General features: G+C 68.0%; 26 protein-coding genes. 13 read left to right on the forward strand and 13 right to left on the reverse strand.

Going from position 1 to position 26,756, the window contains the following annotated elements; translation table 11 throughout:
- Window positions 1-7 precede the first annotated feature (7 nt).
- The 7 genes from B7G54_RS03315 (at window position 8) to B7G54_RS03345 (ending at window position 7,009) form a co-directional block, all read left to right on the forward strand.
- Window positions 8-847 (forward strand): class II aldolase/adducin family protein, encoded by an 840-nt coding sequence (locus B7G54_RS03315; RefSeq protein WP_085037732.1) that lies wholly within the window; start codon window positions 8-10, stop codon window positions 845-847.
- 32 nt (window positions 848-879) lie between these two features.
- A complete protein-coding gene (locus B7G54_RS03320; protein WP_085037733.1) occupies window positions 880-1,920 on the forward strand; it encodes an ABC transporter substrate-binding protein in 1,041 nt (346 codons plus the stop codon).
- A 4-nt stretch (window positions 1,921-1,924) separates the two neighbouring features.
- Entirely contained in the window at window positions 1,925-3,019 is a 1,095-nt protein-coding gene (locus tag B7G54_RS03325) for an ABC transporter permease (protein WP_085037734.1), read from the forward strand.
- On the forward strand, window positions 3,013-3,828 hold the full coding sequence (locus tag B7G54_RS03330) for an ABC transporter ATP-binding protein (RefSeq protein ID WP_085037735.1): 816 nt from the start codon (window positions 3,013-3,015) through the stop codon (window positions 3,826-3,828). Before B7G54_RS03325 ends, B7G54_RS03330 begins: the two co-directional genes overlap by 7 nt.
- A 50-nt stretch (window positions 3,829-3,878) precedes the next feature.
- Window positions 3,879-5,063, forward strand: coding sequence for a c-type cytochrome (locus B7G54_RS03335; protein ID WP_085037736.1), 1,185 nt, complete (start codon window positions 3,879-3,881; stop codon window positions 5,061-5,063).
- 37 nt (window positions 5,064-5,100) lie between these two features.
- Window positions 5,101-6,054, forward strand: coding sequence for an ABC transporter substrate-binding protein (locus tag B7G54_RS03340; RefSeq protein WP_085037737.1), 954 nt, complete (start codon window positions 5,101-5,103; stop codon window positions 6,052-6,054).
- An 88-nt stretch (window positions 6,055-6,142) separates the two neighbouring features.
- The gene (locus tag B7G54_RS03345) at window positions 6,143-7,009 is read left to right on the forward strand and encodes an MOSC domain-containing protein (protein ID WP_085037738.1); all 867 of its coding nucleotides are present in this window, start codon (window positions 6,143-6,145) and stop codon (window positions 7,007-7,009) included.
- A gap of 94 nt (window positions 7,010-7,103) precedes the next feature.
- Here the strand turns inward: B7G54_RS03345 and B7G54_RS03350 are convergent, their stop codons facing one another.
- The 3 genes from B7G54_RS03350 to B7G54_RS03360 form a co-directional block, all read right to left on the reverse strand.
- On the reverse strand, window positions 7,104-8,522 hold the full coding sequence (locus B7G54_RS03350) for a sensor histidine kinase (protein ID WP_085037739.1): 1,419 nt from the start codon (window positions 8,520-8,522) through the stop codon (window positions 7,104-7,106).
- Between the two features lie 79 nt (window positions 8,523-8,601).
- The gene (locus B7G54_RS03355; RefSeq protein WP_011355366.1) at window positions 8,602-9,282 is read right to left on the reverse strand and encodes a response regulator; all 681 of its coding nucleotides are present in this window, start codon (window positions 9,280-9,282) and stop codon (window positions 8,602-8,604) included.
- A 109-nt stretch (window positions 9,283-9,391) separates the two neighbouring features.
- Window positions 9,392-10,630 carry a multidrug effflux MFS transporter gene (locus tag B7G54_RS03360; protein WP_085037740.1) on the reverse strand — a complete coding sequence of 413 codons (1,239 nt, stop codon included), beginning with the start codon at window positions 10,628-10,630 and terminating at the stop codon, window positions 9,392-9,394.
- A 102-nt stretch (window positions 10,631-10,732) separates the two neighbouring features.
- Between B7G54_RS03360 and pdxR the strand changes: the two genes are divergently transcribed.
- The 5 genes from pdxR (at window position 10,733) to B7G54_RS03385 (ending at window position 17,728) form a co-directional block, all read left to right on the forward strand.
- Window positions 10,733-12,220, forward strand: a complete 1,488-nt coding sequence (pdxR, locus tag B7G54_RS03365) for a MocR-like pyridoxine biosynthesis transcription factor PdxR (protein WP_085037741.1) — start codon at window positions 10,733-10,735, stop codon at window positions 12,218-12,220.
- 216 nt (window positions 12,221-12,436) lie between these two features.
- On the forward strand, window positions 12,437-13,537 hold the full coding sequence (locus B7G54_RS03370) for an ABC transporter substrate-binding protein (protein WP_085037742.1): 1,101 nt from the start codon (window positions 12,437-12,439) through the stop codon (window positions 13,535-13,537).
- Between the two features lie 108 nt (window positions 13,538-13,645).
- The gene (locus B7G54_RS03375) at window positions 13,646-15,418 is read left to right on the forward strand and encodes an ABC transporter permease (protein ID WP_085037743.1); all 1,773 of its coding nucleotides are present in this window, start codon (window positions 13,646-13,648) and stop codon (window positions 15,416-15,418) included.
- Complete coding sequence (locus tag B7G54_RS03380; protein WP_085037744.1) at window positions 15,411-16,478, forward strand: ABC transporter ATP-binding protein; 1,068 nt, start codon at window positions 15,411-15,413, stop codon at window positions 16,476-16,478. The genes B7G54_RS03375 and B7G54_RS03380 overlap by 8 nt, the downstream gene beginning before the upstream one ends.
- Window positions 16,479-16,636: 158 nt before the next feature.
- Window positions 16,637-17,728: a porin gene (locus B7G54_RS03385; protein ID WP_085037745.1), complete on the forward strand. Its 1,092-nt coding sequence runs from the start codon at window positions 16,637-16,639 to the stop codon at window positions 17,726-17,728.
- A 142-nt stretch (window positions 17,729-17,870) separates the two neighbouring features.
- Here B7G54_RS03385 and B7G54_RS03390 read toward each other — a convergent pair whose 3' ends face one another.
- The 3 genes from B7G54_RS03390 to B7G54_RS03400 form a co-directional block, all read right to left on the reverse strand.
- Window positions 17,871-18,224 carry a hypothetical protein gene (locus tag B7G54_RS03390; RefSeq protein WP_244289241.1) on the reverse strand — a complete coding sequence of 118 codons (354 nt, stop codon included), beginning with the start codon at window positions 18,222-18,224 and terminating at the stop codon, window positions 17,871-17,873.
- A gap of 148 nt (window positions 18,225-18,372) precedes the next feature.
- Window positions 18,373-19,335 carry a quinone oxidoreductase family protein gene (locus B7G54_RS03395; RefSeq protein WP_085037746.1) on the reverse strand — a complete coding sequence of 321 codons (963 nt, stop codon included), beginning with the start codon at window positions 19,333-19,335 and terminating at the stop codon, window positions 18,373-18,375.
- A gap of 46 nt (window positions 19,336-19,381) precedes the next feature.
- Window positions 19,382-19,633 carry a hypothetical protein gene (locus tag B7G54_RS03400; RefSeq protein ID WP_085037747.1) on the reverse strand — a complete coding sequence of 84 codons (252 nt, stop codon included), beginning with the start codon at window positions 19,631-19,633 and terminating at the stop codon, window positions 19,382-19,384.
- A gap of 95 nt (window positions 19,634-19,728) precedes the next feature.
- Here B7G54_RS03400 and B7G54_RS03405 point away from each other — a divergent pair, with 95 nt between their 5' ends.
- Window positions 19,729-20,535, forward strand: coding sequence for an AraC family transcriptional regulator (locus tag B7G54_RS03405; RefSeq protein WP_085037748.1), 807 nt, complete (start codon window positions 19,729-19,731; stop codon window positions 20,533-20,535).
- 49 nt (window positions 20,536-20,584) lie between these two features.
- Here B7G54_RS03405 and hpaI read toward each other — a convergent pair whose 3' ends face one another.
- From hpaI to B7G54_RS03440, 7 genes are all read right to left on the reverse strand, one after another.
- Window positions 20,585-21,391: a 4-hydroxy-2-oxoheptanedioate aldolase gene (gene hpaI / locus B7G54_RS03410; protein WP_085037749.1), complete on the reverse strand. Its 807-nt coding sequence runs from the start codon at window positions 21,389-21,391 to the stop codon at window positions 20,585-20,587.
- Between the two features lie 12 nt (window positions 21,392-21,403).
- Complete coding sequence (hpaH, locus tag B7G54_RS03415; RefSeq protein WP_085037750.1) at window positions 21,404-22,207, reverse strand: 2-oxo-hept-4-ene-1,7-dioate hydratase; 804 nt, start codon at window positions 22,205-22,207, stop codon at window positions 21,404-21,406.
- A gap of 20 nt (window positions 22,208-22,227) precedes the next feature.
- Window positions 22,228-22,620, reverse strand: a complete 393-nt coding sequence (locus tag B7G54_RS03420) for a 5-carboxymethyl-2-hydroxymuconate Delta-isomerase (RefSeq protein WP_039356869.1) — start codon at window positions 22,618-22,620, stop codon at window positions 22,228-22,230.
- A gap of 33 nt (window positions 22,621-22,653) precedes the next feature.
- The gene (hpaD, locus tag B7G54_RS03425; RefSeq protein ID WP_085037751.1) at window positions 22,654-23,502 is read right to left on the reverse strand and encodes a 3,4-dihydroxyphenylacetate 2,3-dioxygenase; all 849 of its coding nucleotides are present in this window, start codon (window positions 23,500-23,502) and stop codon (window positions 22,654-22,656) included.
- Window positions 23,503-23,711: 209 nt separating this feature from the next.
- The gene (gene hpaE / locus B7G54_RS03430; protein WP_059696297.1) at window positions 23,712-25,175 is read right to left on the reverse strand and encodes a 5-carboxymethyl-2-hydroxymuconate semialdehyde dehydrogenase; all 1,464 of its coding nucleotides are present in this window, start codon (window positions 25,173-25,175) and stop codon (window positions 23,712-23,714) included.
- Window positions 25,176-25,197: 22 nt separating this feature from the next.
- Window positions 25,198-25,962: a fumarylacetoacetate hydrolase family protein gene (locus B7G54_RS03435; protein WP_085037752.1), complete on the reverse strand. Its 765-nt coding sequence runs from the start codon at window positions 25,960-25,962 to the stop codon at window positions 25,198-25,200.
- Complete coding sequence (locus B7G54_RS03440; protein ID WP_085037753.1) at window positions 25,959-26,648, reverse strand: fumarylacetoacetate hydrolase family protein; 690 nt, start codon at window positions 26,646-26,648, stop codon at window positions 25,959-25,961. The genes B7G54_RS03435 and B7G54_RS03440 overlap by 4 nt, the downstream gene beginning before the upstream one ends.
- Window positions 26,649-26,756 lie beyond the last annotated feature (108 nt).

The raw sequence follows: 26,756 nt of genomic DNA on the forward strand, positions 1-26,756 counted from the left end.
CCATACGATGTCCGCCGTTCTGTCCACGCCCGAACGCACTGCGTCGGGCCTTACGCTCGCCGCGTCGCCGCGCCAGCACTTCTGGTTCGACCCGCCCGCGCCACGCGTCGATGTCGCCGCCGAGCGCCGTCACCGTCAGGAACGGCTCGCGGCCGCGTTCCGCCTGTTCGCGCGCTTCGGCTTCGCACAGGGGCTCGCCGGTCACATCACCGCACGCGACCCCGAACTGCCCGACCACTTCTGGGTGAACCCGCTCGGCGTGCATTTCTCGCAGATCAAGGTGTCCGACCTGCTGCTCGTCAACGCACGCGGCGAAACCGCGATCGGCACGCGGCCGCTGAACAAGGCCGCGTTCGCGATCCATGCGGCGATCCACGAAGCGCACCCGCACATCGTCGCCGCCGCGCATACGCACTCGACGTACGGCAAGGCGTGGTCGACGCTCGGCCGCCCGCTCGATCCGCTCACGCAGGACGCATGCGTGTTCTACGAAGACCACGCGCTGTTCGACGACTTCACGGGAATGGTCGTCGACACGAGCGAAGGCGCACGGATCGCAGAGGCGCTCGCGAAGCCGGACGGCACCACGCACAAGGGCGCGATCCTGAAGAACCACGGGATCCTGACGGCCGGCCCGACGGTCGAGGCCGCCGCATGGTGGTACATCGCGCTCGACAACGCCGCGCACACGCAATTGCTGGCCGAAGCGGCCGGCACGCCGCAGCCGATCGATCATGAAACCGCCCGCCACACGCACGGCCAGATCGGCGGCCCCGAAGGCGCGCTGCATGCGTTCGACAGCCTGTTCGCGCGCGTCGTCGCCGACGAACCCGACCTGCTCGACTGAGCGCCCTTCCGCACGACCGGAGACCAGACCACATGACCCGAACCACCGTACCTGCGCCGTCGCGCGCCGACGCGCACGACGACAAACGCCGCAAGCTGCTGCGCGCGGCCGGCGCCGCCGCACTCGCCGCGCCCGCGATCACGCTCGGCCGCAAGGCCTGGTCCGCACCGCCGCTGAAGAAGCTCACGTTCGCGTGGAACCAGAACGCGTTCTGCCTGACGCCGATCGTCGTTGCGCAGGAGCGCGGTTTCTTCGAGAAGAACGGCCTGAAGGTCGAGCTGATCAACTACAGCGGGTCGACCGACCAGCTGCTCGAATCGATCGCGACCGGCAAGGCCGATGCGGCGGTCGGGATGATCCACCGCTGGCTGAAGCCGCTCGAAGCCGGTTTCGACGTGAAGATCATCGGCAGCTCGCACGGCGGCTGCGTGCGGCTGGTCGGCGCGAAGGCGGCCGGCGTGACGACGCTGCAGGCGCTGAAGGGCAAGACGGTCGGCGTCAGCGATCTGGCCGCGCCCGGCAAGCATTTCTTCTCGATCCTGCTCGCGAAGAACGGGATCGATCCCGAGCGCGACATCACGTGGCGGCAGTATCCGGCCGACCTGCTCGGCGTCGCGGTCGACAAGGGCGAGATCCACGCGATCGCCGACGGCGACCCGAACCTCTATCTGCTCGAGAAGCGCAGCAACGGCGCGTATACCGAACTGGCGACGAACCTGTCCGGCGAATACGCGCGCAAGGTGTGCTGCGTGATCGGCGCGCGCGGCGACCTCGTGCGCAACGACCGGCCGTCGGCCGCCGCACTCGCGCGCTCGATCGTGCAGGCCACCGAGTTCACCCACGACAACCCGAACGAAGCCGCGAAGGTGTTCGCGAAGTATTCGCCGAAGATCAGCCCCGAGGATCTGCGCAAGCTCTACGCGACGCTCACCTACACGCACCACCCGACCAACGTCGACCTGCAGCAGGAAATCGCGTTCTACGCGGACGATTTCCGCCGCATCAGCGTGCTGAAGAAGAGCACCGACCCGCAGCGCTTCGCGCAGCAGGTCTATGCGAACGTGCTGGGGTAACGCCATGTCGACGATCGAACACGCTTCTCCCGCACGCACCGCGTCTGCCCCTTCAAGCAGCAGTGCCGCCGTATCCGCGGCGCGCGTCGCCTGCACGGCGTGCGACGCCACGCTGGCCGCCGAAGCCCGCCGCGCGCGCACCTGGCCGACCGGCATCGCCGCCGCGCTCGCGTGGGCCGCGCTCGGCGCACTCACGCAACTGTGGCCGAACCGCGTCGTCGGCTTCACCGACTGGGCGTACACGGACACGTTCGGCACGGCCGCGTGGACGATCGCCGCGCTGCTGCTCGTCGCCGCAACGCTCGGCCATTTCGCCCCCGCGACGCGCACGCGGCTCGCGCGTGTGCGCCCGGCCGGCCCGTGGCTCGTCGCGCTGCCGCTCGTGCTCGCCGCGTGGGAAATCCTCACCGCGAAAACCGGCTGGCTGCCGACGCCGTTCTTCGCGCCGCCGCAGGCGCTGATCGAGGTCTACGTCGACGACTGGCCGCGCCTTCTCGGCAGCGCCGGCAACACGCTGAAGCTGCTCGCGCTCGGCTTTGCGTATGGCGTCGCGGTCGGTTTCGCGGTCGGCGTCTCGATCGGCTGGTCGCGCCGGATCGGCTACTGGGTGCATCCGGTGCTGCGCGTGCTCGGCCCCGTGCCGGCCACCGCACTATTGCCGCTCACGTTCTACTTCTTCCCGTCGAGCTATTCGGCCGCCGCGTTCCTGATCGCGCTCGCGACCGGCTTCCCGGTCGCGGTGCTTACGTGGTCGGGTGTCGCAAGCGTCAACAAGCAGTATTACGACGTCGCGCGCACGCTCGGTGCGAACGCGCGCTTCCTCGTGCTGCGCGTCGCGATTCCGGCCGCGCTGCCGCACGTGTTCGTCGGCATCTTCATGGGGCTGAGCGCGTCGTTCACGGTGCTGGTCGTCGCCGAGATGATGGGCGTCAAGTCGGGGCTCGGCTGGTACCTGAGCTGGGCGCAGGGCTGGGCATCCTACGTCAACATGTATGCGGCGCTGATCGTGATGGCGCTGCTGTTTTCCGGGCTGATCGCGCTGCTGTTCGCGGTGCGCGACCGCGCGCTCGCCTGGCAGAAAGGAACCGTCAAATGGTGAGCGCCGCCGTACTCGAATCGCACGTTGCCGCCACGCCTGCCGCCACGGCACCACGCGGCGCGCGCATCGACATCCGCCGCGTGAGCCATGCGTTCGACGGCCCCGGCGGTGCGCTGCCGGTGCTCGACGACGTCACGCTGTCGGTCGCGGCCGGCGAATTCGTCGCACTGCTTGGCCCGAGCGGCTGCGGGAAGTCGACGCTGCTGCGCCTCGTCGCAGGCCTCGACGCCGCGCGGCAAGGGACGATCGCGCAGGACGGCGTGCCGATCGCACAACCCGATCCGTCGCGCATCGTCGTGTTCCAGGACCCGACGCTGTACCCGTGGCGGCGCGTGCGCGCGAACGTCGCGCTCGGCCTCGAGGCGCGCGGCGTGGCGCGCCTGTCGCAGCATCGCGTCGACGATGCACTCGCGCGCGTCGGGCTGCAGGAATTCTCGAACGTGTTCCCGCATCAACTCTCCGGCGGGATGGCGCAGCGGGTCGCACTGGCCCGCGCGCTCGTCAACGATCCGCGCCTGCTGATTCTCGACGAGCCGCTCGGCAAGCTCGATTCGCTGACGCGGCTCACGATGCAGGCCGAACTCACCGCACTGTGGCAACGCGACGGTTTCTCCGCGCTGCTCGTCACGCACGATGTCGAGGAAGCGCTGTTCCTCGCGCAACGCGTGATCGTGTTCGGGCCGCGCCCCGCGCGGATCGTCGCCGAATTGCATGTCGACCTGCCCTACCCGCGCCATCGCGGCGACCCGCGCCTCGCCGAACTGCGTCACGACGCGCTGCGGCATCTCGGGCTCGATGCGAGCTGGTAGATGCGCGGTGCCGTTCGACGAGGGGCCGCCGCCCGGCGGGAATCCAGCCGATGAACGCGCCGACGTTCGCCGACTGGGCGCTCATGTTTCTGCAAGGGCTGTATCGCGCGCAAATCGTGCTGGTGCGCGTGCTGCATACGCTCGGGCTGACGGGTGATGCCGACGGTCAGCCTGCATGGCCGTGGCCCCATCGCATCGCGCTCGAAACGCTGCGCATCGACGCGGGGCTCACGCGGCAACTCGCATTCGCCGCCGCGGCGACGGCGCTGGCCATCGTGCTCGCGGGCGTCGCGCTCGCTTCGCGCAAGTGGCGTGTCGCGTCGGCGCTCGCCGCGCTGGCCGTGGCGTGGTTCGCGCCGTGGCCGCCGTCTTCGCTGTGGCTCTCGCCCGCCGTGCCGACGAGTTTCCAGCGCGATCCCGCGCCGTTTTCGGTAGCGAACGTGATGCGCGGCGCGCACCTGTATGCACAACACTGCGCGGCGTGCCACGGCGTGGACGGACGCGGCGAAGGGCCGCTCGCGGCCACGCTCTCGCACTGGCCGCCGACCTTCGCCGGCGCGCTGCTCGCCCGGCGTCTCGACGGCGAGCTGTTCTGGCGCGTGCGACACGGCACGCGCGACGAACACGGCGCGTCGACGATGCCCGGCTTCGCCGCGACGCTCGGCCCCCAGGACACCTGGGCCGTGCTCGACTACCTGAAGGCACTCGCCGCGGGCAGCGGCGCGCAGGCAGAAGGCGCGTGGCCCGTGCCCGTCCCGCTGCCGGCGCTCGACGTGCGCTGCGGCGCCGCCGCGCCCCAGCCGCTCGATCGCTGGCGCGAAGGCCAGCGCGTGCGCGTCGTCGCGCTCGCGCCGGGCGCGACGCCCCCGCCGGAAGACGCGCGCTGGCAAACCCTGCTCGTCACGGCACGCGGCGCGCCCGTGGCGCAGGCGGCCGCCACGGCGCGAGCCGATTGCGTCGCGTCGACGCCCGATGCGTGGCTCGCATTCGCGACGATCGCCGGCGTGGCACCCGACGCGCTCGGCGGCACGCAGCTGCTCGCCGATCGCCGAGGCTGGTTGCGAGCGCGCGCGTTGCCGGGCAGCGCCGGCTGGTCGGATGCCGACCTGCTGTGCCGTTCGGACGCCACCGCACGACCAGCGGCACCCTCGGCGAACGGCGATCCGCTGACTGCGCTGCTAATGCGCGTCGACGCCGAACCCGTACGCGACGTGCAGGCCGGGCTCCCGCATTGAATAAATCCCTGAACCGCTCTTCCTACCGACTTTCACGATGAATCCGACCCGACGCCATTTCCTCGCGCAAGCAAGCGCCCTCGCCACGATCGCCGCGGCCCCCGCTGCACTGCGCGCGCAATCGGGCGCGCGGCCGCTGCTGCGCGCAGGCGACCAGAAAGGCGGGCTGCGCGCGCTGCTCGAAGCGGCCGGCGAACTGAACGGCCTTGCATACGACATCGCGTGGACCGAGTTCCCGGCCGCCGCGCCGCTTGCAGAAGCATTGAACGCGGCTGCCGTCGACTGCGGGCCGATCGGCGACGCGCCGGTGATCTTCGCGCTCGCGTCGGGTGCCCGCATCAAGGTGATCGGCGCGAACCGTTCCGACCCGTACGGCACGGCGGTACTCGTGCGGCCCGATGCGGCGTTGAAAGGCGCCGCTGACCTGAAGGGCGCGCGCATCGGCACCACGCGCGGCTCGATCGGCCATTTCGTCACGCTGAAGGCGCTCGACGCGGCCGGCCTGCCGCCCGACGCCGTGTCGTTCCGCTTCCTGCCGCCGGCCGATACGATGCTGGCGCTCGCCACCGGCTCGATCGATGCCTGGGCGACCTGGGAACCCTATACCGCACTCGCCGAAACGAGCGGCCGCGCGCGCGTGCTCGTCAACGGCCGCGGGCTGTGGTCGGGCCTCAGCTACATCGCGGCGACCGACGCGGCGATCGCGTCGAAACGCGACGTGCTGCACGATTTCCTGCGGCGTGTCGTGCGCGCACAGACGTGGTCGTACCGGCATGTCGACGCGTATTCCGCTGCACTTGCACGCATCATCGGCATTCCGCCGGCGGCCGCGAAGCTGCAGTTCGAGCGCCGCAACACGCGCTGGCTGCCGATCGACGCGACGGTCATCGCCGAACAACAGCGCACGGCCGACTTCTACCTGAAGGCGGGGCTGCTGCGCCAGCCGCTCGACGTGCGCACGACGTTCGACCCGAGCTTCCCGCTCGCATGACCGGCCGCGCGACGGTGCGTAGCCGTCCAAACGGCTGCGGCACGATCTGGCACAATCGCAATCTCGCCATCCGCCTTCAGCCAGCGTCATGCCAGCCATCGCCGAACTCTTCGTCTACCCGATCAAATCCTGCGCCGGTATCGCGCTGTCGCGCGCGCAACTGCTCGAAACGGGCCTCGCATACGACCGCCACTGGCTGATCACCGACCCCGACGGGCTGATGATCACGCAGCGCACACACCCGCGCCTCGCGCTGATCCGCACCGCGCTCGACAGCGATGCGCTCGTGCTGAACGCGCCGGGCATGCGCGAGATCCGCACGCCGCTCGACGGCGACGTATCGCCCGCCACGCCGAAAATGGCCGCGACCGTGTGGCGCGACACCGTCGACGCGATCGACACGGGCGCCGAGACGGCCGCGTGGCTCACCGAATTCCTCGGCAAGCCCACGAAGCTCGCGCGCTTCGGGCCCGACGCGCGCCGCGGCTGCAATCGCAAATGGACCGGCGAGATCGATACGCACACGCAGTTCGCGGACGGCTACCCGCTGCTCGTGATCGGCCAGTCGTCGCTCGACGACCTGAACGCGCGGCTCACCGCGAAAGGCGCGCCGGCGATCCCGATGAACCGCTTTCGCCCGAACATCGTGGTGTCGGATCTCGATGCGTACGAAGAGGATTTCGTCGAACATCTCGATACCGAAGGCGCGACGCCCGTGCGGCTGCGCCTCGTGAAGCCGTGCACGCGCTGCCCGATGCCGACGATCGACCAGGTCACCGGCGCACCCGATCCCGCGTGGCCGCACGAGCCGACCGACACGATGCAGACCTATCGCGCGAACCCGAACTTCAACGGCGAACTGACGTTCGGCATCAACGCGATCGTCGTCGAAGGCGCGGGCACGTGGCTCGAAGTCGGCCAGTCGCTGGAAGCGGAGATCGGGTTCGGCGATTGAGCCGGGCGCACGGAGCCGCTCACCCAATCACATAGTCTGCGCAGCCGGGAAGCCGCCGCATACGGCAAGCCGCTTCCCGCATCGCCATTCGCCATCACGCAGCGCGCGGCCCCGCCTCGTTCGCCGCCGGCAACCGGATCGTCACGATCAGCCCGCCGCCGGCCGCATCGGCAAGCGTCACGCTGCCTTGATGCACGCGCGCGATCTCGCGCACGATCGACAGCCCGAGCCCCGTCCCTTCGACCGTCTGCGTCTTGCTGCCGCGATGAAAGCGCTCGAACACCGCATCGCGTTCGTCCGCCGGAATGCCCGGCCCGTTGTCGATGACGTCGAGCCGCGCATGTTCGCCATCGCGCGACACGCGCACCGTAATCACCGCGCTGTCGCCCGCATAGCGGATCGCGTTGTCGATCAGGTTGCCGATCATCTCGCCGAGCAGGTCGGACTGCCCGTGCACGTCGATGTCGGCCTCGTGCTCGAAACCGAGATCGATGTCGCGCGCACGTGCCACCGGCGACCAGTCGAGCGTCGCGCTGCGCGCAAGCCGGTGCAGCGCGACCGGCTTGCGTGCGACCGCATGGCCGCTGTCCGAATCGAGCCGCGACAGCGACAGCAGTTGCTGGACGATCTTCGCGGCCTGCCGCACCGCGCCGTTCGCACGCCGCAGGTGCCCGTTCGCGCGCAGCTGCTCGTCGGGCCGCAGCGCGAGCTCGACGCCCGCCTGCACGGCCGCGAGCGGCGTCTTCAGTTGATGCGCCGCGTCGGCGAAGAAGCGGCGCCGCGCGACCTGCATTCGCTGCGTACGGCCGATGTACTGGTTGATCGACTCGACGAGCGGCGCGAGTTCGCTCGGCACCGTGCCGGTATCGAGCGGCGTCGTGTCGTCCTCGCTGCGCGCGGCGACCGTCGCCGACAGCCGGTTCAGCGGCCGCAGCCCGCGCCCGACGCCGAGCCACACGATGCCGAGCGCAAGCACGACGAGCAGCCCTTCCTGCAGCAGCGACCCCACCAGAATCTCGCGCGCGAGCGCCTGGCGCGCCTCGATCGTCTCGCCGACCATCACCCACACGATGCGCGACTGCGCGGTCGGCACGTCGTGCACCGGGATGCGCAGCGCGGCCATCCGCAACTGCTCGCCGCGATAGACGACGTCGTAGTAGCGCGTGACGAACAGCGCACCGTCGCCCGCGTCGCGCCCGAGCGGCAGCGGCAGGTCCGGGTAGCCGGTGATCGTGTGGCCGTTGTCCTCGCGGATCAGGTAGTAGATCTTGCCGCCATCGCTCGATTCGAGCATTTCGAGCGCGAGATACGGCAGGTCGACCTCGATCTCGCCGTCGTTGAGCCGCACGCCTTCGCGGATCGACTTCAGCGACGACGACAGCGTGCGGTCGAACGCAACGTGCGCGGCGCTCATCGCGCGCTGGTACGTGAGCCACGAGTCGAGCGCGAGCAGGCCGAGCAGCGGCAGCAGCAGCCACAGCGCGACCTGGGTGCGCAGGTTCGGGCGGGTCACCCTGCCTCCCGCCGTGCCGTCTCTCGGAGGGCATGCGCCCCCTCGCGGGGCAGCGAACAACCGTGAGCGCAGGGGTGGCTCATTCAGCGGTCTCCGCCTTCGCTTCCAGCAGATAACCGAGCCCGCGCAACGTGACGATCGCGATACCCGTGTTCTCGAGCTTCTTGCGCAGCCGGTACACGTAGATCTCGATCGCATCGGCGTTCACCGACTCGTCCAGCCCGAAGATCTTCTCCGACAGCGTTTCCTTGTTGATCGCGCGGCCGTTGCGCAGGATCAGCACCTCGAGCACCGAGCGCTCGCGCGGCGTAAGCGACAGCGGCTCGCCGGCGAGATGGAAGCTGCGGTCGATACTGTCGTACGAAAGCGGCCCGCATTCGACCCGCGAATGCTCGTGGCCGAGGCTGCGGCGGATCAGCGCGCGGGCGCGCGCCTCCAGTTCGGTCAGTTCGAACGGCTTCGCGAGATAGTCGTCGGCGCCGAGATCGAGCCCTTTCACGCGATCCTCGACCGAGCCGTGCGCGGTCAGGATCAGCACCGGCACCGGATTGCGCCGCGCGCGCAGCCGCCGCAGCACTTCCAGCCCGTCGAGCTTCGGCAGCCCGAGATCGAGGATCACCAGCGCGTAATCCTGCGTGCGCAGCACGTGGTCGGCCGCCTCTCCGTCCGCCATGTGATCGACCGCGAAGCGCGCCGCGCTCAACGCGTCGTTCAGCGACTGGGCAAGGTTCGGATTGTCTTCGACGAGCAGCACACGCATGGGGATTCCGGGAAGGTCAGCGACAGGCCGCTACATTACATGATCCTTTCCATGGCGACGCCTCGCGGAAACACGGGTTGCGCCGCCGGCCGGCCCGGCCGACCGTCGCTCAGCGCTCGGCGGCGGGACCGTTCCGCGTCGCGAAGCGTGAACCGTCGCCTGCGCGCCGCCGCTCGCGCAAGCCGACCGCCACCGCCAGGAACGCGACGCTCGCGCCGACCGTGACGACGATCATCGGGCGTGCGGTGCCGTCCGACAGCCACGCCAGCACGCCGCCGCACGCGGCCGTGATCGCCATCTGGATAAAGAAGAACAGCCCGGACGCCGTCCCGGCGATCGTCGTATACGGCTGCATCACCGCAAACTGGCAGGCCGGAATCGCGATCCCGACGGCAACCATCACGAAGAACATCGGAATGACGAGCGCCGCCACCGCCGCCGGCGCGATCGCACCGCCGATCCACAACACGGCGGCGCTGGCCAGGTTGACACCCGCTGCCGCCGCGATGACCGAATCGGCCTTCCAGCGGGTGCCGGTCCGCGCGAACACGTTCGAGCCGATCAGGTAGCCGAGCACGGTCAGGCCGAAGATCGCCGCATACACCGGGCCGGATACGCCCCGTTGCCGCTGGAACAGCGTCGACGATTCCGCGATGAACGGGTAGTACGTGCAGTACGCAAAACTGATGGCGAGCGAGTAGCGCATGAAACGGCGTTCGCCGAGCAGGCCCGCGTACGTTCGCAGGAGCCCCTTGCCCGGCGCTGGCCGTGCGTCGCTTTCGCGAGTCTCGGGCAGGTAGCGCAACACCATCGCCGTCGCGACCAGCCCGCCCGCCGCCAGCACGCCGAACACGCCGCGCCATCCGAGCCACTCGGCAACCGCACTGCCGGCGAGCGGCGCAATCACCGGCGACAGCGCCATGCCGGCCGAAATCCGCCCCAGCATCGTGGCCTGCATCGCGGTCGGGAAGCGTTCGCGCACGATCACCCGGCCGATCACCGTTCCGCTGCAGCCGCCCAATGCCTGGAAGATGCGTGCGGCGACGAGCGACGTGATGCCGGTCGACCACGCGCAGGCGACGCTCGCGACCACGTAGAGACACAGGCCGCCGAGCAGGACGGGACGGCGGCCGTAACGGTCGGACAACGGCCCCGACACCAGCATCGACAGCGCATAGCCGACCATGTAGAGGGTCAGCGTGAGCTGCAACTGGGCGTCGGTGCCGCGCAGCGAGTCCGCCATCGCCGGCAGCGACGGCAGGTACGCATCGATCGTGACTCGCGGCAGGCACACGACGAGCAACAACAGGAACAGCCAGCCCCGCTGGGGTAATGAACGCGTTTTCATGCAGTGTGCCCGTCTCTGGTCGGATTGATGTGGTCGACTGCAATCTAAGGTCAAAGTGATATAAGCTGAAGGGCCATTAAATCCTCCATCGACTGGACCACTATGCCGCGAGGCAAAGCCGCGATTCCGCTTGATCTGCCGTGCCCTGCCGGGCTGTCCACGGGCAGTCCGCAGTCGAAGCAGGAGTGCATCGCCGACGCGTTGCGCGACGCGATCCTGAAGCGCCTGCTGCCCGGCGACAGCCCCCTGCCGTCCAGCCGCACCCTCGCCGCACGCTGGGGTGTCGCCCGGGGCACCGTCGAAGCGGCATACGACCGGCTGTGCTCCGAGGGCTACATCGCCCGCACGCAAGGGTCGGGGTCGCGGGTATGCGCGGTGGTGCCCGACAGCTATCTGCGCGCGGCCGCGCAGTCGCGCGACAACGGCCTTCCTCCTTCCGACGCACGCCCCGCAGCAGCGCGCACGACCGATGCCGCCGTGCCGGAACAAGGCGTGCGTCCGGGCGTCCCGTTCGTCGCGCGGCTTGCCGATCCCGGCCTGCTGCCGATGCAGCAATGGAAGAAGGCGCTCGGGGCCAGCCTGCTTGCCGCGACGGCGAACGACCTCGGGGCCACGCCGGCGCAAGGCGTCGAGGGCCTGCGCGACGAAATTGCCGCGTACCTGCGGGAATACCGCGGCATCCCGTGCGACGCCGGCGACATCTTCATCACGACCGGCATCCGCCATTCGATCGACCTCGTCGCGCGCACGCTGCTCGCGCCCGGTTCGACGGTGCTGATGGAGGATCCCGGCTATGCGTCGGCCTGGCAGATTTTCACGATCGCGGGTGCAACCGTGATCGACGTGCCGGTCGATCGGGAAGGCATCGACACGGCGTCGCTGGACCGCTATCCCGAAGCGCGCGCAGCCTATGTGACACCCGCCCATCAGGCGCCGCTCGGCGTCACGATGTCGGTGTCGCGCCGGCTCGAACTGCTCGACTGGGCGCAGCGCAACCGCGCGTGGATCATCGAAGACGACTACGACGGCGAATTCAGCTACCAGACCGCCCCGCTGCCCGCGCTGAAATCGCTCGACGCGTGCGATCGCGTGATCTACTGCGGCTCGTTCAACAAGACGCTGTTCTCGGGGCTGCGCATCGGCTTCATGGTCGTGCCGGCTGAACTGCGGCCGGCGCTGTCGGCCGTGTGGCATGCGACCGCGCGCTCGGTCGGCGCGGCACCCCAACTGGCGCTGGCCCGCTTCATCGCGCACGGTGATTTTGCGAAGCACCTGCGCGCCGCGCGTCACGCCTACCGCCAGCGGCGCGACATCGTGCTCGACCAGCTGGCGAAACACGCCCGCGGACGGTACACGGTGTCCGGCGAACACGCGGGCTTTCATTTCGTACTGTGGCTGCCGCCCGGGATGGACGACGCAACGTATGTCGCGCAAGCCCATGCGGACGGCGTCGAATTGCAGCCGATCCGCGGATTCTGTCGAAGCGCCCGGTGCGCAGCAGGCGTCGTCGTCGGGTATGCCGCGCTGACAGCCGCGCACGCGCGGCACGGCGGCCGACTGCTCGGCAAGCGGCTCGCGCAACCCGCGTAGCCGCCGTTGCCATCGTTGCCGCGCCGCCGGCAACCCGTTTCCCTCCCTTGTCAGAACGTGCCGCGCGCCGCGAAACGCGTGGCCGCCGCCGCTTCGACCTCGGGAAATCCATGACACAAAGGACACGATTGTGAACCGAAATGAAAGCAGGCTGAAAGTGCGCCGCAATTAACATCCGCTGCACTCGAACAACACTAGACGTAACTGGAGGAAGACATGCCGTTTGCACCGAAACACCTCGCCGCCGCGCTGGCGGTCGTTCTGGGCACTGCCGCCGGCAGCGCAGCCGCGCAGGTTCCGGCCGGGTATCCGGGGAGCTACCAGGGCGTGATCGACGCCGCGAAGAAGGAAGGCAAGCTGATCGTCTACTCGACGACCGACACGGGCCTCGTGCGCCCGCTGATCAAGGACTTCGAAAGCCTGTACGGCGTCAAGGTCGAGTACAACGACATGAACAGCACCGAGCTGTACAACCGCTACATCAGCGAGAACGCGGCGAGCAGCACCAGCGCCGACGTGCTGTGGAGTTCGGCGATGGACCTGCAGGTCAAGCTCGTCAACGACGGCCTGATGGCATCGTACGATTCGCCCGAAAGCCCGAACGTGCCGCAATGGGCGCAGTACCAGAAGCAGGCGTACGGCACGACGTTCGAGCCGCTCGCGATCGTCTACAACAAGCGCCTGATCCCCGAGAACGAAGTGCCGAAGACGCGCGCCGACCTGATCAAGCTGCTCACGTCGCAACCGGCGAAGTTCAAGGGCAAGCTCACGACGTACGACGTCGAGAAATCGGGCGTCGGCTTCAACGCGCTGACGCAGGACGCGCACCTGAACGAGAAGGTCACGTGGGAACTCGTGAAGGCGATCGGCACGACCGGTCCGAAGCTGCAGTCGAGCACCGGTGCGATGATGGAGCGCATCTCGTCGGGCGAGAACCTGATCGGCTACAACATCATCGGCTCGTACGCGTATGCGAAAGCAAAGAAGGACAAGTCGATCGGCTACGTGTTTCCGAAGGACTACACGCAGATCGTGAGCCGCCTGGCCACGATCTCGAAGAAAGCGAAGAATCCGAATGCCGCGAAGCTGTGGGTCGACTACCTGCTCTCCAAGCGCGGCCAGACGCTGATCGCGAACCAGGCGAACCTGTACGCGATCCGCACCGACGTGACCGGCGAAACATCGGCCGCGAGCCTCACGAAGGAACTCGGCGATTCGCTGAAGCCGATCCAGATCGGCACCGGCCTGCTCGTCTATCTCGACCAGTCGAAGCGGCTCGCGTTCCTGAAGCAATGGCAGCAGGCGATCAAGAGCTGATCGGCTGACCCGCTGACCTCGAGCCGCCCGCCCCGTACCGCGCGGGCGGCTCCTTCCCCTTACCGACTTCCTTGAGGCGGCCATCCGGATGGCCGCAGGGGCGAACTCATGCTTTCAACCAGCACACGGGCAACGGCACCGGCCGTTCCGCCCGCCACCGGCCCGCGCGACGCGATTCCCGCGCTGCCGGCCAACGGCCTGCAGCCGCTCGCCGGCATGCTGCGCTGGATCGTCGTCGCGGTACTGACCGTCGCGGTCGCGCTGCCGCTCGGCTTCATCCTGTTCCAGAGCCTGCTGTCCGCGCCGTTCTTCGATGCGAACAAGACGCTCGGCATCGAAGGCTTCCGCTTCGTCTTCACCGACCCCGACTTCTGGTCGGCCGTGAAGAACTCGTTCATCATCGCCGGCGGGATGCTGTTCATCTCGATCCCGCTCGGCGGCATCCTCGCGTTCCTGATGGTGCGCACCGACCTGCCCGGCCGCCGCTGGCTCGAGCCGCTGCTGCTCACGCCGGTGTTCGTGTCGCCGATGGTGCTCGCGTTCGGCTACGTGGTCGCAGCCGGCCCGGTCGGCTTCTACTCGGTGTGGTTCAAGGAACTGTTCGGGGTGCAGAACGTACCCTGGAACGTGTACTCGGTCTTCGCGATCACGATGATCGTCGGCCTCACGCACGTGCCGCACGTGTACCTGTATTCGTCGGCCGCGCTGCGCAACCTCGGCTCGGACGTCGAGGAAGCCGCGCGCGTGACGGGCGCCCGCCCGTTCCGCGTTGCGCTCGACGTGAGCCTGCCGATGACGATGCCCGCGCTGCTGTTCGCCGGCGTGCTCGTGTTCTTTCTCGGCTTCGAAGTGTTCGGGCTGCCGCTCGTGCTCGGCGACCCGGAAGGCCACCTCGTGCTCGCGACCTACCTGTACAAGCTGACCAACAAGCTCGGCGTGCCGTCGTATCACCTGATGGCCGCGGTCGCGGTGTGCATCGTCGCGATCACGTTCCCGCTCGTGCTGCTGCAGCGCCGGCTCCTGAAGACCGCGAACCGCTTCGTCACCGTGAAGGGCAAGGCCGGCCGCGCGACGGTGCTGCCGCTCGGCGTATGGCGCTGGGTCGCGCTCGCGATCGTCGCGCTGTGGCTGATGTTGACCGTGATCGTGCCGATCTCGGGCATCGTGCTGCGCGCGTTCGTGACCAACTGGGGCGAAGGCGTCGCGCTCGCCGAGGTGCTGACGCTGTCGAACTTCATCGAGCTGTTCGAGCAGGACAACCTCGTGCGTGCGATCGTCAACACGCTCGGCATCGGCGTGATCGGCGGCGCGCTCGCAATCGGCTTCTATTCGCTCGTCGCGTTTGCCGGCCACCGCCGCAACGACTGGGCGACGAAACTGCTCGACTACCTCGTGCTGCTGCCGCGCGCGGTGCCGGGCCTGCTCGCCGGCCTCGCGTTCCTGTGGATCTTCCTGTTCGTCCCCGGCCTGCGCGAGCTGAAGAACTCGATGTGGAGCATCTGGATCGCGTACACGGTCGTGTGGCTCGCGTACGGGATGCGGCTCATCCAGAGCGCGCTGCTGCAGGTCGGCCCCGAGCTCGAGGAAGCCGGCCGCAGCGTCGGTGCAACGCGCAGCCGCGTGTCGCTCGACGTGACGCTGCCGCTCGTGCGTTTCGGCCTGCTCGCCGCGTGGCTCCTGATCTTCATGATCTTCGAGCGCGAATACTCGACGGCCGTCTACCTGCTGTCGCCCGGCACCGAGGTGATCGGCGCGCTGCTCGTGTCGCTGTGGGCGACCGGCGCCGTCGACCAGGTCGCCGCGCTTTCTGTCATCAACATCGCGATGGTCGGTGCCGGTCTCGGCGTGGCCCTGCGTTTCGGAGTGAAACTTCATGGATAAGCTCATCGTCGACGACCTGCATCTCAGCTACGGCGCCAATCCGATCCTCAAGGGCGTGTCGTTCGAACTGAAGGCCGGCGAAGTCGTGTGCCTGCTCGGCGCATCGGGCAGCGGCAAGACCACGCTGCTGCGCGCGGTGGCCGGCCTCGAACAGCCGTCCGACGGCCGCATCCAGCTCGACGGCCGCGTGTTCTTCGACGGCGCGAACCGCGTCGACCTGCCCGTCGAGCAGCGTTCGCTCGGCCTCGTGTTCCAGTCGTACGCGCTGTGGCCGCACCGCACCGTCGCCGACAACGTCGGCTACGGGCTGAAGCTGCGCCGCGTCGCACCGGCCGAACAGAAGCGCCGCGTGCAGAGCGCACTCGACCAGCTCGGCCTCGGCCATCTCGCGGAGCGCTTTCCGCATCAGTTGTCGGGCGGCCAGCAGCAGCGCGTCGCGATTGCACGCGCGCTCGTCTACAACCCGCCGGTGATCCTGCTCGACGAGCCGCTGTCGAACCTCGACGCGAAGCTGCGCGAGGAAGCGCGCGCGTGGCTGCGCGAGCTGATCGTGTCGCTCGGGCTGTCGGCCCTGTGCGTGACGCACGACCAGACCGAGGCAATGGCGATGTCCGACCGCATCCTGCTGCTGCGCAACGGCCGCATCGAGCAGGAGGGCACGCCGGCCGAGCTGTACGGCGCGCCGCGCTCGCTGTATACGGCCGAGTTCATGGGCAGCAACAACCGGATCGATGCGCGCGTCGCGGCCATCGACGGCGAGCGCGTGACGCTGGCCGGCGACGGCTGGGAACTGCAGGCGCTCGCCCGCGACACGTTCGCGCCGGGCCAGGACGCGCAGGCCGTGATCCGCCTCGAGCGCGTGCAGGTCGCCGACGGCCCGGGCGCGAACCGGCTGCAGGCCGACCTCGTCACGTCGATGTATCTCGGCGACCGCTGGGAATATCTGTTCCATTGCGGCGAGATGCGCCTGCGCGCGTTCGGTCACGTGCCGCGCGCAGCGGGCAAGCACTGGATCGAATTCCCGGCCAACGACTGCTGGGCGTTCGCGAAAGCGGGCTGACCCGGTCGCGGCGGCACGCTCGCCGCTGCGCAGGCAGTCAAGCGCGCATCCGTTTGCAACTCGCATCGGCGGGCGCTTCATGGCGTCCGACGATGGCGCGCCGCGTACCCGTTTTCAGTTTCAACCCGCCTAAAACAACCAAGGAGACACCGTCAAAAATGAAGTCACGCGCAGAACTTTCTATTCGAGCAGTCGTCCTCACCGGTTCGGCTGCAGCCGCCTGTCTCGCCGCGCCGGTCGCGCACGCGCAGTCGTCGGTCACGATATACGGGATCATGGACGCCGGCATCGAATTCGCGAACCATGCGGCACCGGAAGGCGGCAATTCGTTCAAGCTGAAGTCGGGCAACAAGAACACGTCGCGCTGGGGCTTGCGCGGCGTCGAGGATCTCGGCGGCGGGTTGAAGGCCGTGTTCCGGCTCGAAAGCGGCATCGATCTCGCGAACGGCGCGTCCGACGACGGCCCGGACTCGATCTTCGCGCGCCGTGCGACGGTGGGCCTGAAAGGCAAATGGGGCGAGCTGACGCTTGGCCGCAACTTCACCGTCACGTACGACTACATGATGCCGTTCGACCCGATGGGTTACTCGCAAAACTATTCATGGGCATCGTCGTCGATGGCCACCGGCGGCCGCAAGGACGGCATGTTCACGCGTTCGTCGAACGCGGTGCGCTACGACGGTGAATTCAGCGGCTTCAAGTTCGGCGCGATGTACGGCTTCGGCAACGTGCCGGGCAGCGTGAAGACCAGCTCGAAGTACGACGCGGCGATCGGCTACGAGGGCGGCCCGTTCGCCGCGGTGGTCGCGTTCGACCGGCAAAACGGCGCGTCCGACAGCGTGACGCCGGCCGATCCGGTCAACTACATCCAGGGGATTCATGCGGGCCTGAGCTACGACTTCGGCAACCTGAAGACGATGGCCGGCTACCGCAACTACAAGCGCACGTATCGCACGAGCGCCGCGAACCAGTTGAGCGACATGTACTGGCTCGGCGGGTCGTATCAGTTCACGCCGACGTTCTCGCTGATCGCCGCCGTGTATCACCAGAACATCAAGGGCGGCACCGATGCCGATCCGACGCTCGTGTCGATGCGCGCGCAGTACGCGCTGTCGAAGCGAACGGTGCTGTATGCGGCAGGCGCATTTGCGATCGGGCAGCATGGGCAGAAGGTCGGCGTATCGCGCGATGTCAATGGGTACGGCACCACGCAGGTCGGAGTCACGGCGGGGATTCAGCAGCGGTTCTGAATCTGACCGAGTGGCGCGGGCGGCGGTACATGTGGCCGCCCGCCTCCATTCGATGCGGCACCGGTCCTCGTGCGCCGTCGCGCATCATCCTGCGCCATTCGAGCGCGCAATACGGCATCGGATAGGCACGAAGTGCGGTCTACTACGGCAACATAGCCTTGAATCGATCGAACAGTGTAGGCGGCAGCCTGATCTCGCCATCGCTATCAACGGCAGAATCAAATATCAAGGATTCCTTAGTCCATACCAAACGGACGGCATTCGGGTACGTGTAAGTACGCTCGGCAAGCAATCGCCTGTCAGATGTCCGATAGAGTCGCAAAAGAATGCGGTCCCCAGGCAGATAGGAGTATTGCGCCGTGTAGCGCCCCCCATCGTTCCTGGAGAGTTCGGTATCAAACTGCGTCGCTCGTGCGCGGACGTGCGCATCCTGATAGTAAGAACCGGCGCAGCCCAACACAGTCACAGCTGCCACGCCCAAACCGAGTGCTCTCATTCCAGATCTCATTCGTGCGGCGCGCCCCTCTTGGTGCGCGAGGCTGTATAGGACTAAGGCTAGCGAGCCTCGCTATCAGTCAATACGCTCCGTCAACCGTCTTCTGATCCTTCCCGTGGGAGAGCGGCCGCTGCATGCCGGTCGCCGTTCAGTCTGCGCGAATCACAAACACCGGTCGAACCCGGCTATCCGTATCGCTCCAGTGCTCACCGACCTCCGACAGCGGCACCGTGCGCGTATCGATCGTCAGGCTCGCCGGCCCGGCTGCCTCGAATACGCCGCGCACCGCGGCCAGCAGGCGCGGCAGCGACACACTGCCGAGGCCGCTGCCCATCAATTCGATTGCCGTTGCCCGCAGCACCGCGCCCGGCAACAGCACGTCCGCGCCGCCGATCGAGCCGATCTGCACAAAGCGCAGCCGGCGGCCATCGGGCGTCGCTTTCGCCGCGGCAACCAGCAGCGCCTGTGCGCTGCTTCCCCACAGATAATCGAGCACGACGTCCACGCCCGCGCGGAAATGCGGCTCGAGTGCACGCGCCAGATGCGCGTCGTCCTGCTGCAGCGACACGACAGCGTCCGCGCCCGCGTTCAGCAATGCTTGAAGCGCGGCCGCGTTGCGGCCGGTCGCGATCACCTTCGCGGCGCCGAGATGCTTCGCAATTCGCACCGCCAGCCGCCCCGACGTACCCGTCGCGCCGTTCACGAGCACCGTCTCGCCCGCAACGAGCCGCGCGCGCTCCGTCAGCGCGGCCCACGACGACATCCCGGGAATCGCGATCGCCGCGGCCGTGACGTCGTCGAGCGCGTCGGGCAGCGGCACGCACCGCGTATCGGGCGCGATCGCGCGCTCGGCCATCGCGCCGAACGGTGCGGGGGCGCCGAAGAAATAGACGCGCTGCCCGTCGTCGAGACGGCCCACGCCGTCGACGCCGACGACGAACGGATAGCGTGCGTCCGACGAGTAGTGCTTGCCGGACGCACGCGCCTGCGCGATCCGGCTCAACGCAGACGCCGCCACGTCGATCAGACGGTGACCCGGCATCGCACGCGGCGCGTCGAATTCCATATGGACGGGACGCTCGCCGGCGCCCGTCACGACTGCTGCTTTCATGGTGACTCCTTGAATCGGGGATCTCGATCGACGGTTCCGTTGCGTATCAGCGTGCGTCGAGCCACGCGCGCAGCGCGGGATCGCGTACGTCCAGCACGTCGAACAGGCCAAGCGCGCGCAACGCGGGCAATGCATCGATCGTGTCGGCTTCCGCGCGTGCCCGGTCGGCCGGCGCGGCGTTCGGGTCGGTCAGTACCCGCGCGTTGACCAGGAACGCGCCGACGGTGCCCTTGCGGATCGTCGTTCCGCCGGTTTCGATCCGGTCGGCATGGTCGGGAAGCATCTGTTCGGCTCGCATCGTGTCGTACTCCGGTTGTCATCGATGGACGCAGTGTAGGCGTGCAAATTCGGCCGATCTCCGGTATAACAGCCATTCGATACCGATATCCGGCCATGTCCGATCCACTCCTGCCCGCCCGATTCATCACGTCCGACGACGGCCCGTTCGTGGTCGCCGCCGTGCTGTCGCAACGTGACCCGCGCGTAACCGCGGCGCATTCGCATGCGCGTGGCCAGCTCGTCGGCGCGCTGAGCGGGCTGGTGACGATCGGTCTCGACGATCAGGACTGGGTCGTGCCGGCGATCCATGCGATCTGGATTCCGCCGCATTGCCGGCATGCGCTGCGCTCGTTCGGGCCGATTTCCGGTTGGTCGGCGTTCGTCGCCGAAGCACGCTGCGCGGCACTGCCGGCTACGCCGCGCGCGCTCCGCACGACGCCGCTGCTGCGCGAGGCCGTGCAACGCGCGGCAAGCTGGGGCGATTCGGAACTGGATGCCGCGCAGACGCGGATCGCCGACGTGATCCTCGATGAAATCGCGTCGTCGGAGGCCGAAGCGCTGGGACTGGTGCGGCCGCAGGATCCGCGGCTGATGAAGATCACCGATGCGCTTGCCGCGGATCTCGCGGACAACCGGCGGCTGGAGGAATGGGCCGAATGGGCCGGCATCAGCGCGCGGACGATGAGCCGTCGCTTCGTTGCCGAGACGGGGCTGACGTTCGCGCAGTGGCGTCAGCAGGCCAGGTTGCTACGAGCGCTGGAGAAAATCGCCGACGGCGTGCCGGTGACGACGATCGCGCTCGATCTCGGGTACGACAACGTGAGCGCGTTCATCGACATGTTCCGACGCGCGCTGGGGACGACGCCGGGGCGGTATATGGAGGATGGGCGGGGCATCGGTGTCGCGCATCGGCAGGTATGAAGCCGTCACCGCGGAGGGCGGCCGGAAACCGCCCGCCGCTCCCGATTCGTCAATACGTCCCGTCCCCCTTCTTCACGGCCTCGCCGCCCTTCCCCTTGAACTGCGCCGCCAACCGTTCCGCACTTCTCGCCAGCAGCGTCGTATCCACACCCACCGCGACGAACAGCGCACCCGCTTCCAGATAGCGCCGCGCGGCCGTCTCATCCGCGCTCAGAATGCCCGGCGCCTTGCCGGCCGCCTTGATCGTCCGGATCGCGCCGTCGATCGCGGCCTGTACGTCCGGATGCCCCGGATTGCCGAGATGCCCGAGATCGGCCGCGAGATCCGCCGGCCCGATGAACACGCCGTCGACACCTTCGACCCGCGCAATCGCATCGATCGCCTCGAGCCCCGCCCGCGTCTCGACCTGCACGAGCACGGCCATCTCGCCGTTCGCGCGATGCAGGTAATCACCGATGCGATTCCACCGCGACGCACGCGCCAGCGCACTGCCGACACCGCGAATCCCGTGCGGCGGATAACGCGTCGCCGCCACCGCCGCGCGCGCCTCGTCTGCGCTCTGCACCATCGGCACGAGCAACGTCTGCACGCCAAGGTCGAGCACCTGCTTGACGATCACCGGATCGTTCCACGGCACGCGCACGACCGGATGCGACGGATACGGCGCGATCGCCTGCAGTTGCGCGAGGATCGTCGGCACTGTGTTCGGCGCATGCTCGCCGTCGATCAACAGCCAGTCGAAACCGGCGCCCGCGACCACTTCGGCGCTGTACGGATTCGCGAGCCCGAGCCACAGCCCGACCTGCGCGTCGCCGCGTGCAAGCGCGGCCTTGAAGACATTCGAAGGGATCTGCATCGTTCGCTCACCTCATTCGAAGTAGCACTGGATCGTCCCGAGCGGGCCGTAGTCGACACTGAACGTGTCGCCCGGCCGCGCCGCGCACGGCCGCGTGAACGAGCCGCCGAGCACGATCTGCCCCGGCTCCAGCGCGACGTCGAAGCGCGACAGCCGGTTCGCGAGCCACGCGACACCGTTCGCCGGGTGGTTCAGCACGCCGGCCGCGACGCCCGTTTCCTCGACTACGCCATTGCGCGACATGATCGCCGCGACCCAGCGCAGGTCGACGTCCTGCGGCTTCACGGGCCGCCCGCCGATCACGACGCCCGCGTTCGCGGCATTGTCGGCGATCGTGTCGAAGACCTTGCGCGGCCGCTTCGTGTCGGGGTCGATCGACTGGCTGCGCGCGTCGATGATCTCGAGCGCCGGCACCACGTAGTCGACCGCGTCGTACACGTCGAAGATCGTGCAGTTCGGGCCGGCCAGCCGCTTGCCGAGCACGAACGCGAGCTCGACCTCGACGCGCGGCACGATGAAGCGTCCGGTCGGAATCGTGCCGCCGTCGGAGAAGAACATGTCGTCGAGCAGCGCACCGTAGTCGGGCTCGTCGATCTGCGACGTGTTCTGCATCGCCTTCGACGTGAGGCCGATCTTGTGGCCCTTCAGCGCGCGGCCTTCCGCGAGCTTGAGGGCCACCCACGCGCGCTGGATCGCATATGCGTCGTCGATCGTGATGTCGGGATGGTCGAGCGAGATCTGGCGGATCTGCTTGCGCTCGCGCTCGGCGTCGTGCAGACGCTGCGCGAGCTGGTCGATGATGGCGGGTTCGAGCATGGTCGGATCGGGAATGGGGTTCAGCCGGCCCGCTTGTAGCGAGCGTGGATGTTGTTGTGCTTGTACGAGCCGCTTTCGCTGAACTCGGTCAGCTCCATCGACAGCGCGAGGTAGCGTTTCGCGTACAGCGCCGCGAAATGCGCCTTGATTGCGTCGAACAGTGCGTCGCACGCGGCCTTCTTCTGCTCGTCGGTGCGGCCCGAGCCGATCTTGAGCGTCACGTGGACGAACGCATCGTCCTCGGTGCCGTCGGCCACGCAGTAGTCCTGCAGCTCGATCGCGCGCGAGCGGATGCCGCCCGTCGGGAACACGCCGCCCTGCGCGATCAGCGTGGCGTTGATCGTGCGCAGCAGCGCGGGAATGCGCGCGTCGTCGCGGATATTCGCGGTGTATTCGACGACGATATGTGGCATGGCTAGTCTCCTGTCGAATGCGTGGCGCAGTATTCAGGACAACGGAAAGATCGCGTTGATCTGCCCGGTACCCGAACTCGCAAAATAGTCGGTGACGATTTCGACGGGTTTATCGTAGCGATCCCAGCCGAGCAGGCCGAGCAGCATCGCCGTGTCGTGCATCCCGCCTTCGCCGTGGCAATGCGTGTTGTACTCGGGCAGCATCGCGCAGAAGGTCTTGAAATCGCCCTGCTTCCACAGCTCGACCACCCGCAGGTCGACCTGCCGGAAGAATTCTCGGCTGATCTGGTGGATCGATTCCTCGGGGCTGCCGTTGTCGTTGAAGCGGTGCGACAGCGAACCGCTCGCGAGGAACGCGACGTTCGAATCGCTCTTCTCGATCGCTTCGAGCAGCGCCTCGCCGAAGCGGCGGCTTTCGTCGAGCTGATGCCACATGCACCAGCCGGCGATCGACACGACCTTGAAGTGCTGGTCGGCGTTCATATAGCGCATCGGCACGAGCGTGCCGTATTCGAGTTCGAGGCTGTCGATCTCGTGCGCGCGCGTCGCGACCCCGCGCGCCGTCGCCGTCTCGGCGATCAGCCGGCCAAGCGCCGGGTTGCCCGGATACGCGTACTGCATGTCGCGGATGAAATGCGGCAGTTCGTTGCTCGTGTACGTGCCCGAGAACTGCGCATTGCAGTTCACGTGATAGCCGGCGTTCACGAGCCAGTGCACGTCCGACACGACGATCGTGTCGACGCCGAGTGCGCGGCAGCGCTCGCCGATCAGTTGATGGCCGCGAATCGCCGCCTCGCGGCAGCCGTGATGCCTGCCGGGCAATTCCGACAGGTACATCGACGGCACGTGCGTGATTTTTGCGGCGAGGGACAGTTTGCCCATCGTTCAAGTCTCCTGTCGGCCGGAGTTAGCGCTTTAGCGCTTACTCCAGCCCCATGCTTGGCGGTCGGCCGGAGTTAGCGCTTTAGCGCTTACTCCAGCCCCATGCTTCGCGGTCGGCCGGAGTTAGCGCTTTAGCGGTTACTCCAGCGCCATGCTTGGCCGGCGTGCCGGCTAAGGAATCATTCGTGCGGCCAGACAACCCGCGCCCGTTACACGCCCCAGCGCGGAATGTGGTGCGAACCCATCGAGATGCACACGTTCTTGATCTCCGCGAACACTTCGAAACTGTACTCGCCGCCCTCGCGCCCGGTGCCCGATTCCTTCACGCCGCCGAACGGCTGGCGCAGGTCGCGCACGTTCTGGCTGTTCACGAACACCATCCCGGCCTCGATGCCGCGCGCGAGGCGATGCACCTTGCCGACGTCCTGCGTCCAGATGTACGAAGCCAGGCCGTACGACGTGTCGTTCGCCAGCCGCAGCCCTTCCTCCTCGTCCTCGAACGGGATCAGGCACGCGACCGGCCCGAAGATCTCTTCCTGCGCGACGCGCATCCGGTTGTCGACGTCGGCCAGCACGGTCGGCCGCACGAAGTTGCCGTTGCGCAGATGGTCGGGCAGGCCCGCCGGCTTGTCCGCGCCGCCCGCGACCACGCGCGCGCCTTCCTGCTCGCCGATGCGGATATAGCCGGTCACCTTCTCCCAGTGCTGGCGCGTGATCATCGCGCCGAGATTCGTGGCCGGATCGGACGGATCGCCGACCACCAGGTTGTTCGCGCGCCGCGCGAATTCCTGCACGAAGCGGTCGTAGATCGTGCGCTGCACGAAGATCCGCGAGCCCGCCGTGCAGCGTTCGCCATTGATCGAGAAGATCGTGAACAGCGACGCGTCGAGCGCGCGGTCGAAATCGGCATCGTCGAAGATCAGCACCGGCGACTTGCCGCCAAGCTCCATCGAATACTTCTTCAGGCCCGCGCGCTCCATGATCCGCTTGCCGGTCACCGTACCGCCGGTGAACGACACCGCACGCACGTCCGGATGGCGCACCAGCGCGTCGCCGGCCGTCGCGCCATAGCCCTGCACGACATTGAGCACGCCCGGCGGAATACCGGCTTCGAGCGCAAGGCGGCCGAGCTGGTCGGCCGTCAACGGCGACAGCTCCGACATCTTCAGCACAGCCGTGTTGCCGAGCGCGAGGCACGGGGCCGTCTTCCACGTCGCGGTCATGAACGGCACGTTCCACGGCGACACCAGCGCGCACACGCCAACCGGCTGGTACAGCGTGTAGTTCAGCATCTGGTCGTCGACCGGATAGGTGCGGCCATTCATCTGCACGCACACTTCCGCGAAGAAGTTGAAGTTCTCGGATGCGCGCGGAATCAGCTGCTTGCTCGTCTGCGCGATCGGCAGGCCGGTGTCCTGCGTCTCCAGCGCCGCGAGCATCGGCACGTTCTTCTCGATCAGCTCGCCGAGCTTGCGCATCAGCTTCGCGCGCTCCTTGGCGGGCGTGTTCGCCCATTTCGGGAAGGCTTCCTTCGCGGCACGCACCGCCGCGTCGACCTCGGCCTCGCCGCCCGATGCGACGTCGGTAATGACCTCGCCCGTCGCGGGATTCAGCGTCGTGAACGTCTCGCGGCTCTCGACTTCGCGGCCGTCGATCCAGTGCTTGATGGTCATGCTCTCTCCTTGGGCGACGGGCTCAGCCGGCGCGATAGTAGTCTGCTTCGCCGACGATCGTGTTCACGAGCCGGCCAATCCCTTCGATCTCGGTCACGACCTCGTCGCCTGGCTTCGTGTCGGCCAGCCCCTCGGGCGTGCCGGTCAGGATCAGGTCGCCCGGCGAGAGCGTCATGAAGCCGCTGATGTGCTCGATCAGCGCCGGCACATCGAAGATCATGTCGCGCGTGCTGCCGCGTTGCGTCTCCTGGCCGTTCACCGTCGTGCGCAGCGTCAGGTCGCCCGCGTCGCCGATCTCGTCGCGGCTGACGAACCACGGCCCGAGCGGCGTGCAGGTGTCGCGGTTCTTCACGCGCAGGTTCGGACGGTAGTAGTTCTCGAGATAGTCGCGGATCGCATAGTCGTTCGCGACCGTATAGCCGGCCACGTAGTCGATTGCCTGCGCACGGCTCACGTTGCGCGCGGGCCGGCCGATCACGACGGCCAGCTCGCACTCGTAATGCATGTGGGTGGCATCCGCCGGGCGCACGGTGCGCGACCGGTGGCCGATGAACGTGTTCGGCCCCTTCAGGAAGATCAGCGGCTCGCTCGGCGCCTTGAACGCGAGTTCCTTCGCGTGGTCGGCGTAGTTGAGGCCGAGCGCGAACGTCGTGCGCGGCGCGACGGGCGGCAGCCACGCAACCACGTCCTCGGCAACGACGCGCCCCGTATCGAGACGGATCGTGCCGTCGCCGGCCGGTTCGGCCGCATGCAGTGCGCCGTTGTAGATCACGCGCGCCGTCTTCATCGTGTTTCCTCCGCAATCAGCGTGTGCCGCAACGTGCCGATGCCGGCGGCGGCGATCTCGATCGTGCTGCCCGCGCGGGCGCGCGGTGCGCCGCCCGCGACGCCGAGCAGCAGTACGTCACCCGCGTCGAACGACATGAAGGCCGTCACGTCGGCGATCAACGCGCGCACGGAGCGAATCAGCGTGGCCGTCGACGCGGACACGGCCACCTCGCCGTCGATCCGCACGGTCAAGCCGATCGCGTCGACATCGCCAAGCGCGGTGGCCGGCACGATGGCCGGGCCCAGCGGGCAGAAACCGTCACGGCACTTGAACCGCACGGCGGGACGGTAGTAATCGGGATGCGGCACCGACACGTCACTCGCCAGCGTGAAGCCGTGAAGGTAGTCGAGCGCCTGCTCGGCCGGCACGCGCGTCGCGCGCCGGCCGAACACGACAGCCACCGACGCGCCGATCTCCAGCGCGTCGACGCCGGCCGGCACGACGACGGCCGCGCCGTCGGCCGCATGCGTGTTGGCGGGCTTGATATACAGGATCGGCGCCTGCGGCGGGCGGCCGTAAGGCGGTGTGTTCACGGCATCGCCGAGCGCGTCGAGCGCCGCACGCTCGTTGAGCAGCGCACCGTAGACGGTACCGATGGCGACCGGCAACGGCGGCGCCGCGGCGGTCGTGCAAGACAGCTCCATGCGTCATTCCCCTGCCGCGCGTCGCGGCGCATCGTCAATAGTTAATATCTTAAGTAAACAATCAGGAGCTGGCAACCTCGATTACCCTGATACGCGAAATTCACTACC

This window comes from Burkholderia puraquae, assembly GCF_002099195.1.
Lineage (GTDB): Bacteria > Pseudomonadota > Gammaproteobacteria > Burkholderiales > Burkholderiaceae > Burkholderia > Burkholderia puraquae.

What these genes read in the sequence shown, in the direction of transcription:
- B7G54_RS03315 (WP_085037732.1), top strand. Translation starts at nt 8, where the DNA reads ATGTCCGCCGTTCTGTCCACGCCCGAACGCACTGCGTCGGGCCTTACG.
- B7G54_RS03320 (WP_085037733.1), top strand. Translation starts at nt 880, where the DNA reads ATGACCCGAACCACCGTACCTGCGCCGTCGCGCGCCGACGCGCACGAC.
- B7G54_RS03325 (WP_085037734.1), top strand. Translation starts at nt 1,925, where the DNA reads ATGTCGACGATCGAACACGCTTCTCCCGCACGCACCGCGTCTGCCCCT.
- B7G54_RS03330 (WP_085037735.1), top strand. Translation starts at nt 3,013, where the DNA reads ATGGTGAGCGCCGCCGTACTCGAATCGCACGTTGCCGCCACGCCTGCC.
- B7G54_RS03335 (WP_085037736.1), top strand. Translation starts at nt 3,879, where the DNA reads ATGAACGCGCCGACGTTCGCCGACTGGGCGCTCATGTTTCTGCAAGGG.
- B7G54_RS03340 (WP_085037737.1), top strand. Translation starts at nt 5,101, where the DNA reads ATGAATCCGACCCGACGCCATTTCCTCGCGCAAGCAAGCGCCCTCGCC.
- B7G54_RS03345 (WP_085037738.1), top strand. Translation starts at nt 6,143, where the DNA reads ATGCCAGCCATCGCCGAACTCTTCGTCTACCCGATCAAATCCTGCGCC.
- B7G54_RS03355 (WP_011355366.1), bottom strand. Translation starts at nt 9,282, where the DNA reads ATGCGTGTGCTGCTCGTCGAAGACAATCCGAACCTTGCCCAGTCGCTG.
- B7G54_RS03360 (WP_085037740.1), bottom strand. Translation starts at nt 10,630, where the DNA reads ATGAAAACGCGTTCATTACCCCAGCGGGGCTGGCTGTTCCTGTTGTTG.
- pdxR (WP_085037741.1), top strand. Translation starts at nt 10,733, where the DNA reads ATGCCGCGAGGCAAAGCCGCGATTCCGCTTGATCTGCCGTGCCCTGCC.
- B7G54_RS03370 (WP_085037742.1), top strand. Translation starts at nt 12,437, where the DNA reads ATGCCGTTTGCACCGAAACACCTCGCCGCCGCGCTGGCGGTCGTTCTG.
- B7G54_RS03375 (WP_085037743.1), top strand. Translation starts at nt 13,646, where the DNA reads ATGCTTTCAACCAGCACACGGGCAACGGCACCGGCCGTTCCGCCCGCC.
- B7G54_RS03380 (WP_085037744.1), top strand. Translation starts at nt 15,411, where the DNA reads ATGGATAAGCTCATCGTCGACGACCTGCATCTCAGCTACGGCGCCAAT.
- B7G54_RS03385 (WP_085037745.1), top strand. Translation starts at nt 16,637, where the DNA reads ATGAAGTCACGCGCAGAACTTTCTATTCGAGCAGTCGTCCTCACCGGT.
- B7G54_RS03390 (WP_244289241.1), bottom strand. Translation starts at nt 18,224, where the DNA reads ATGAGAGCACTCGGTTTGGGCGTGGCAGCTGTGACTGTGTTGGGCTGC.
- B7G54_RS03395 (WP_085037746.1), bottom strand. Translation starts at nt 19,335, where the DNA reads ATGAAAGCAGCAGTCGTGACGGGCGCCGGCGAGCGTCCCGTCCATATG.
- B7G54_RS03400 (WP_085037747.1), bottom strand. Translation starts at nt 19,633, where the DNA reads ATGCGAGCCGAACAGATGCTTCCCGACCATGCCGACCGGATCGAAACC.
- B7G54_RS03405 (WP_085037748.1), top strand. Translation starts at nt 19,729, where the DNA reads ATGTCCGATCCACTCCTGCCCGCCCGATTCATCACGTCCGACGACGGC.
- hpaI (WP_085037749.1), bottom strand. Translation starts at nt 21,391, where the DNA reads ATGCAGATCCCTTCGAATGTCTTCAAGGCCGCGCTTGCACGCGGCGAC.
- hpaH (WP_085037750.1), bottom strand. Translation starts at nt 22,207, where the DNA reads ATGCTCGAACCCGCCATCATCGACCAGCTCGCGCAGCGTCTGCACGAC.
- B7G54_RS03420 (WP_039356869.1), bottom strand. Translation starts at nt 22,620, where the DNA reads ATGCCACATATCGTCGTCGAATACACCGCGAATATCCGCGACGACGCG.
- hpaD (WP_085037751.1), bottom strand. Translation starts at nt 23,502, where the DNA reads ATGGGCAAACTGTCCCTCGCCGCAAAAATCACGCACGTGCCGTCGATG.
- hpaE (WP_059696297.1), bottom strand. Translation starts at nt 25,175, where the DNA reads ATGACCATCAAGCACTGGATCGACGGCCGCGAAGTCGAGAGCCGCGAG.
- B7G54_RS03435 (WP_085037752.1), bottom strand. Translation starts at nt 25,962, where the DNA reads ATGAAGACGGCGCGCGTGATCTACAACGGCGCACTGCATGCGGCCGAA.
- B7G54_RS03440 (WP_085037753.1), bottom strand. Translation starts at nt 26,648, where the DNA reads ATGGAGCTGTCTTGCACGACCGCCGCGGCGCCGCCGTTGCCGGTCGCC.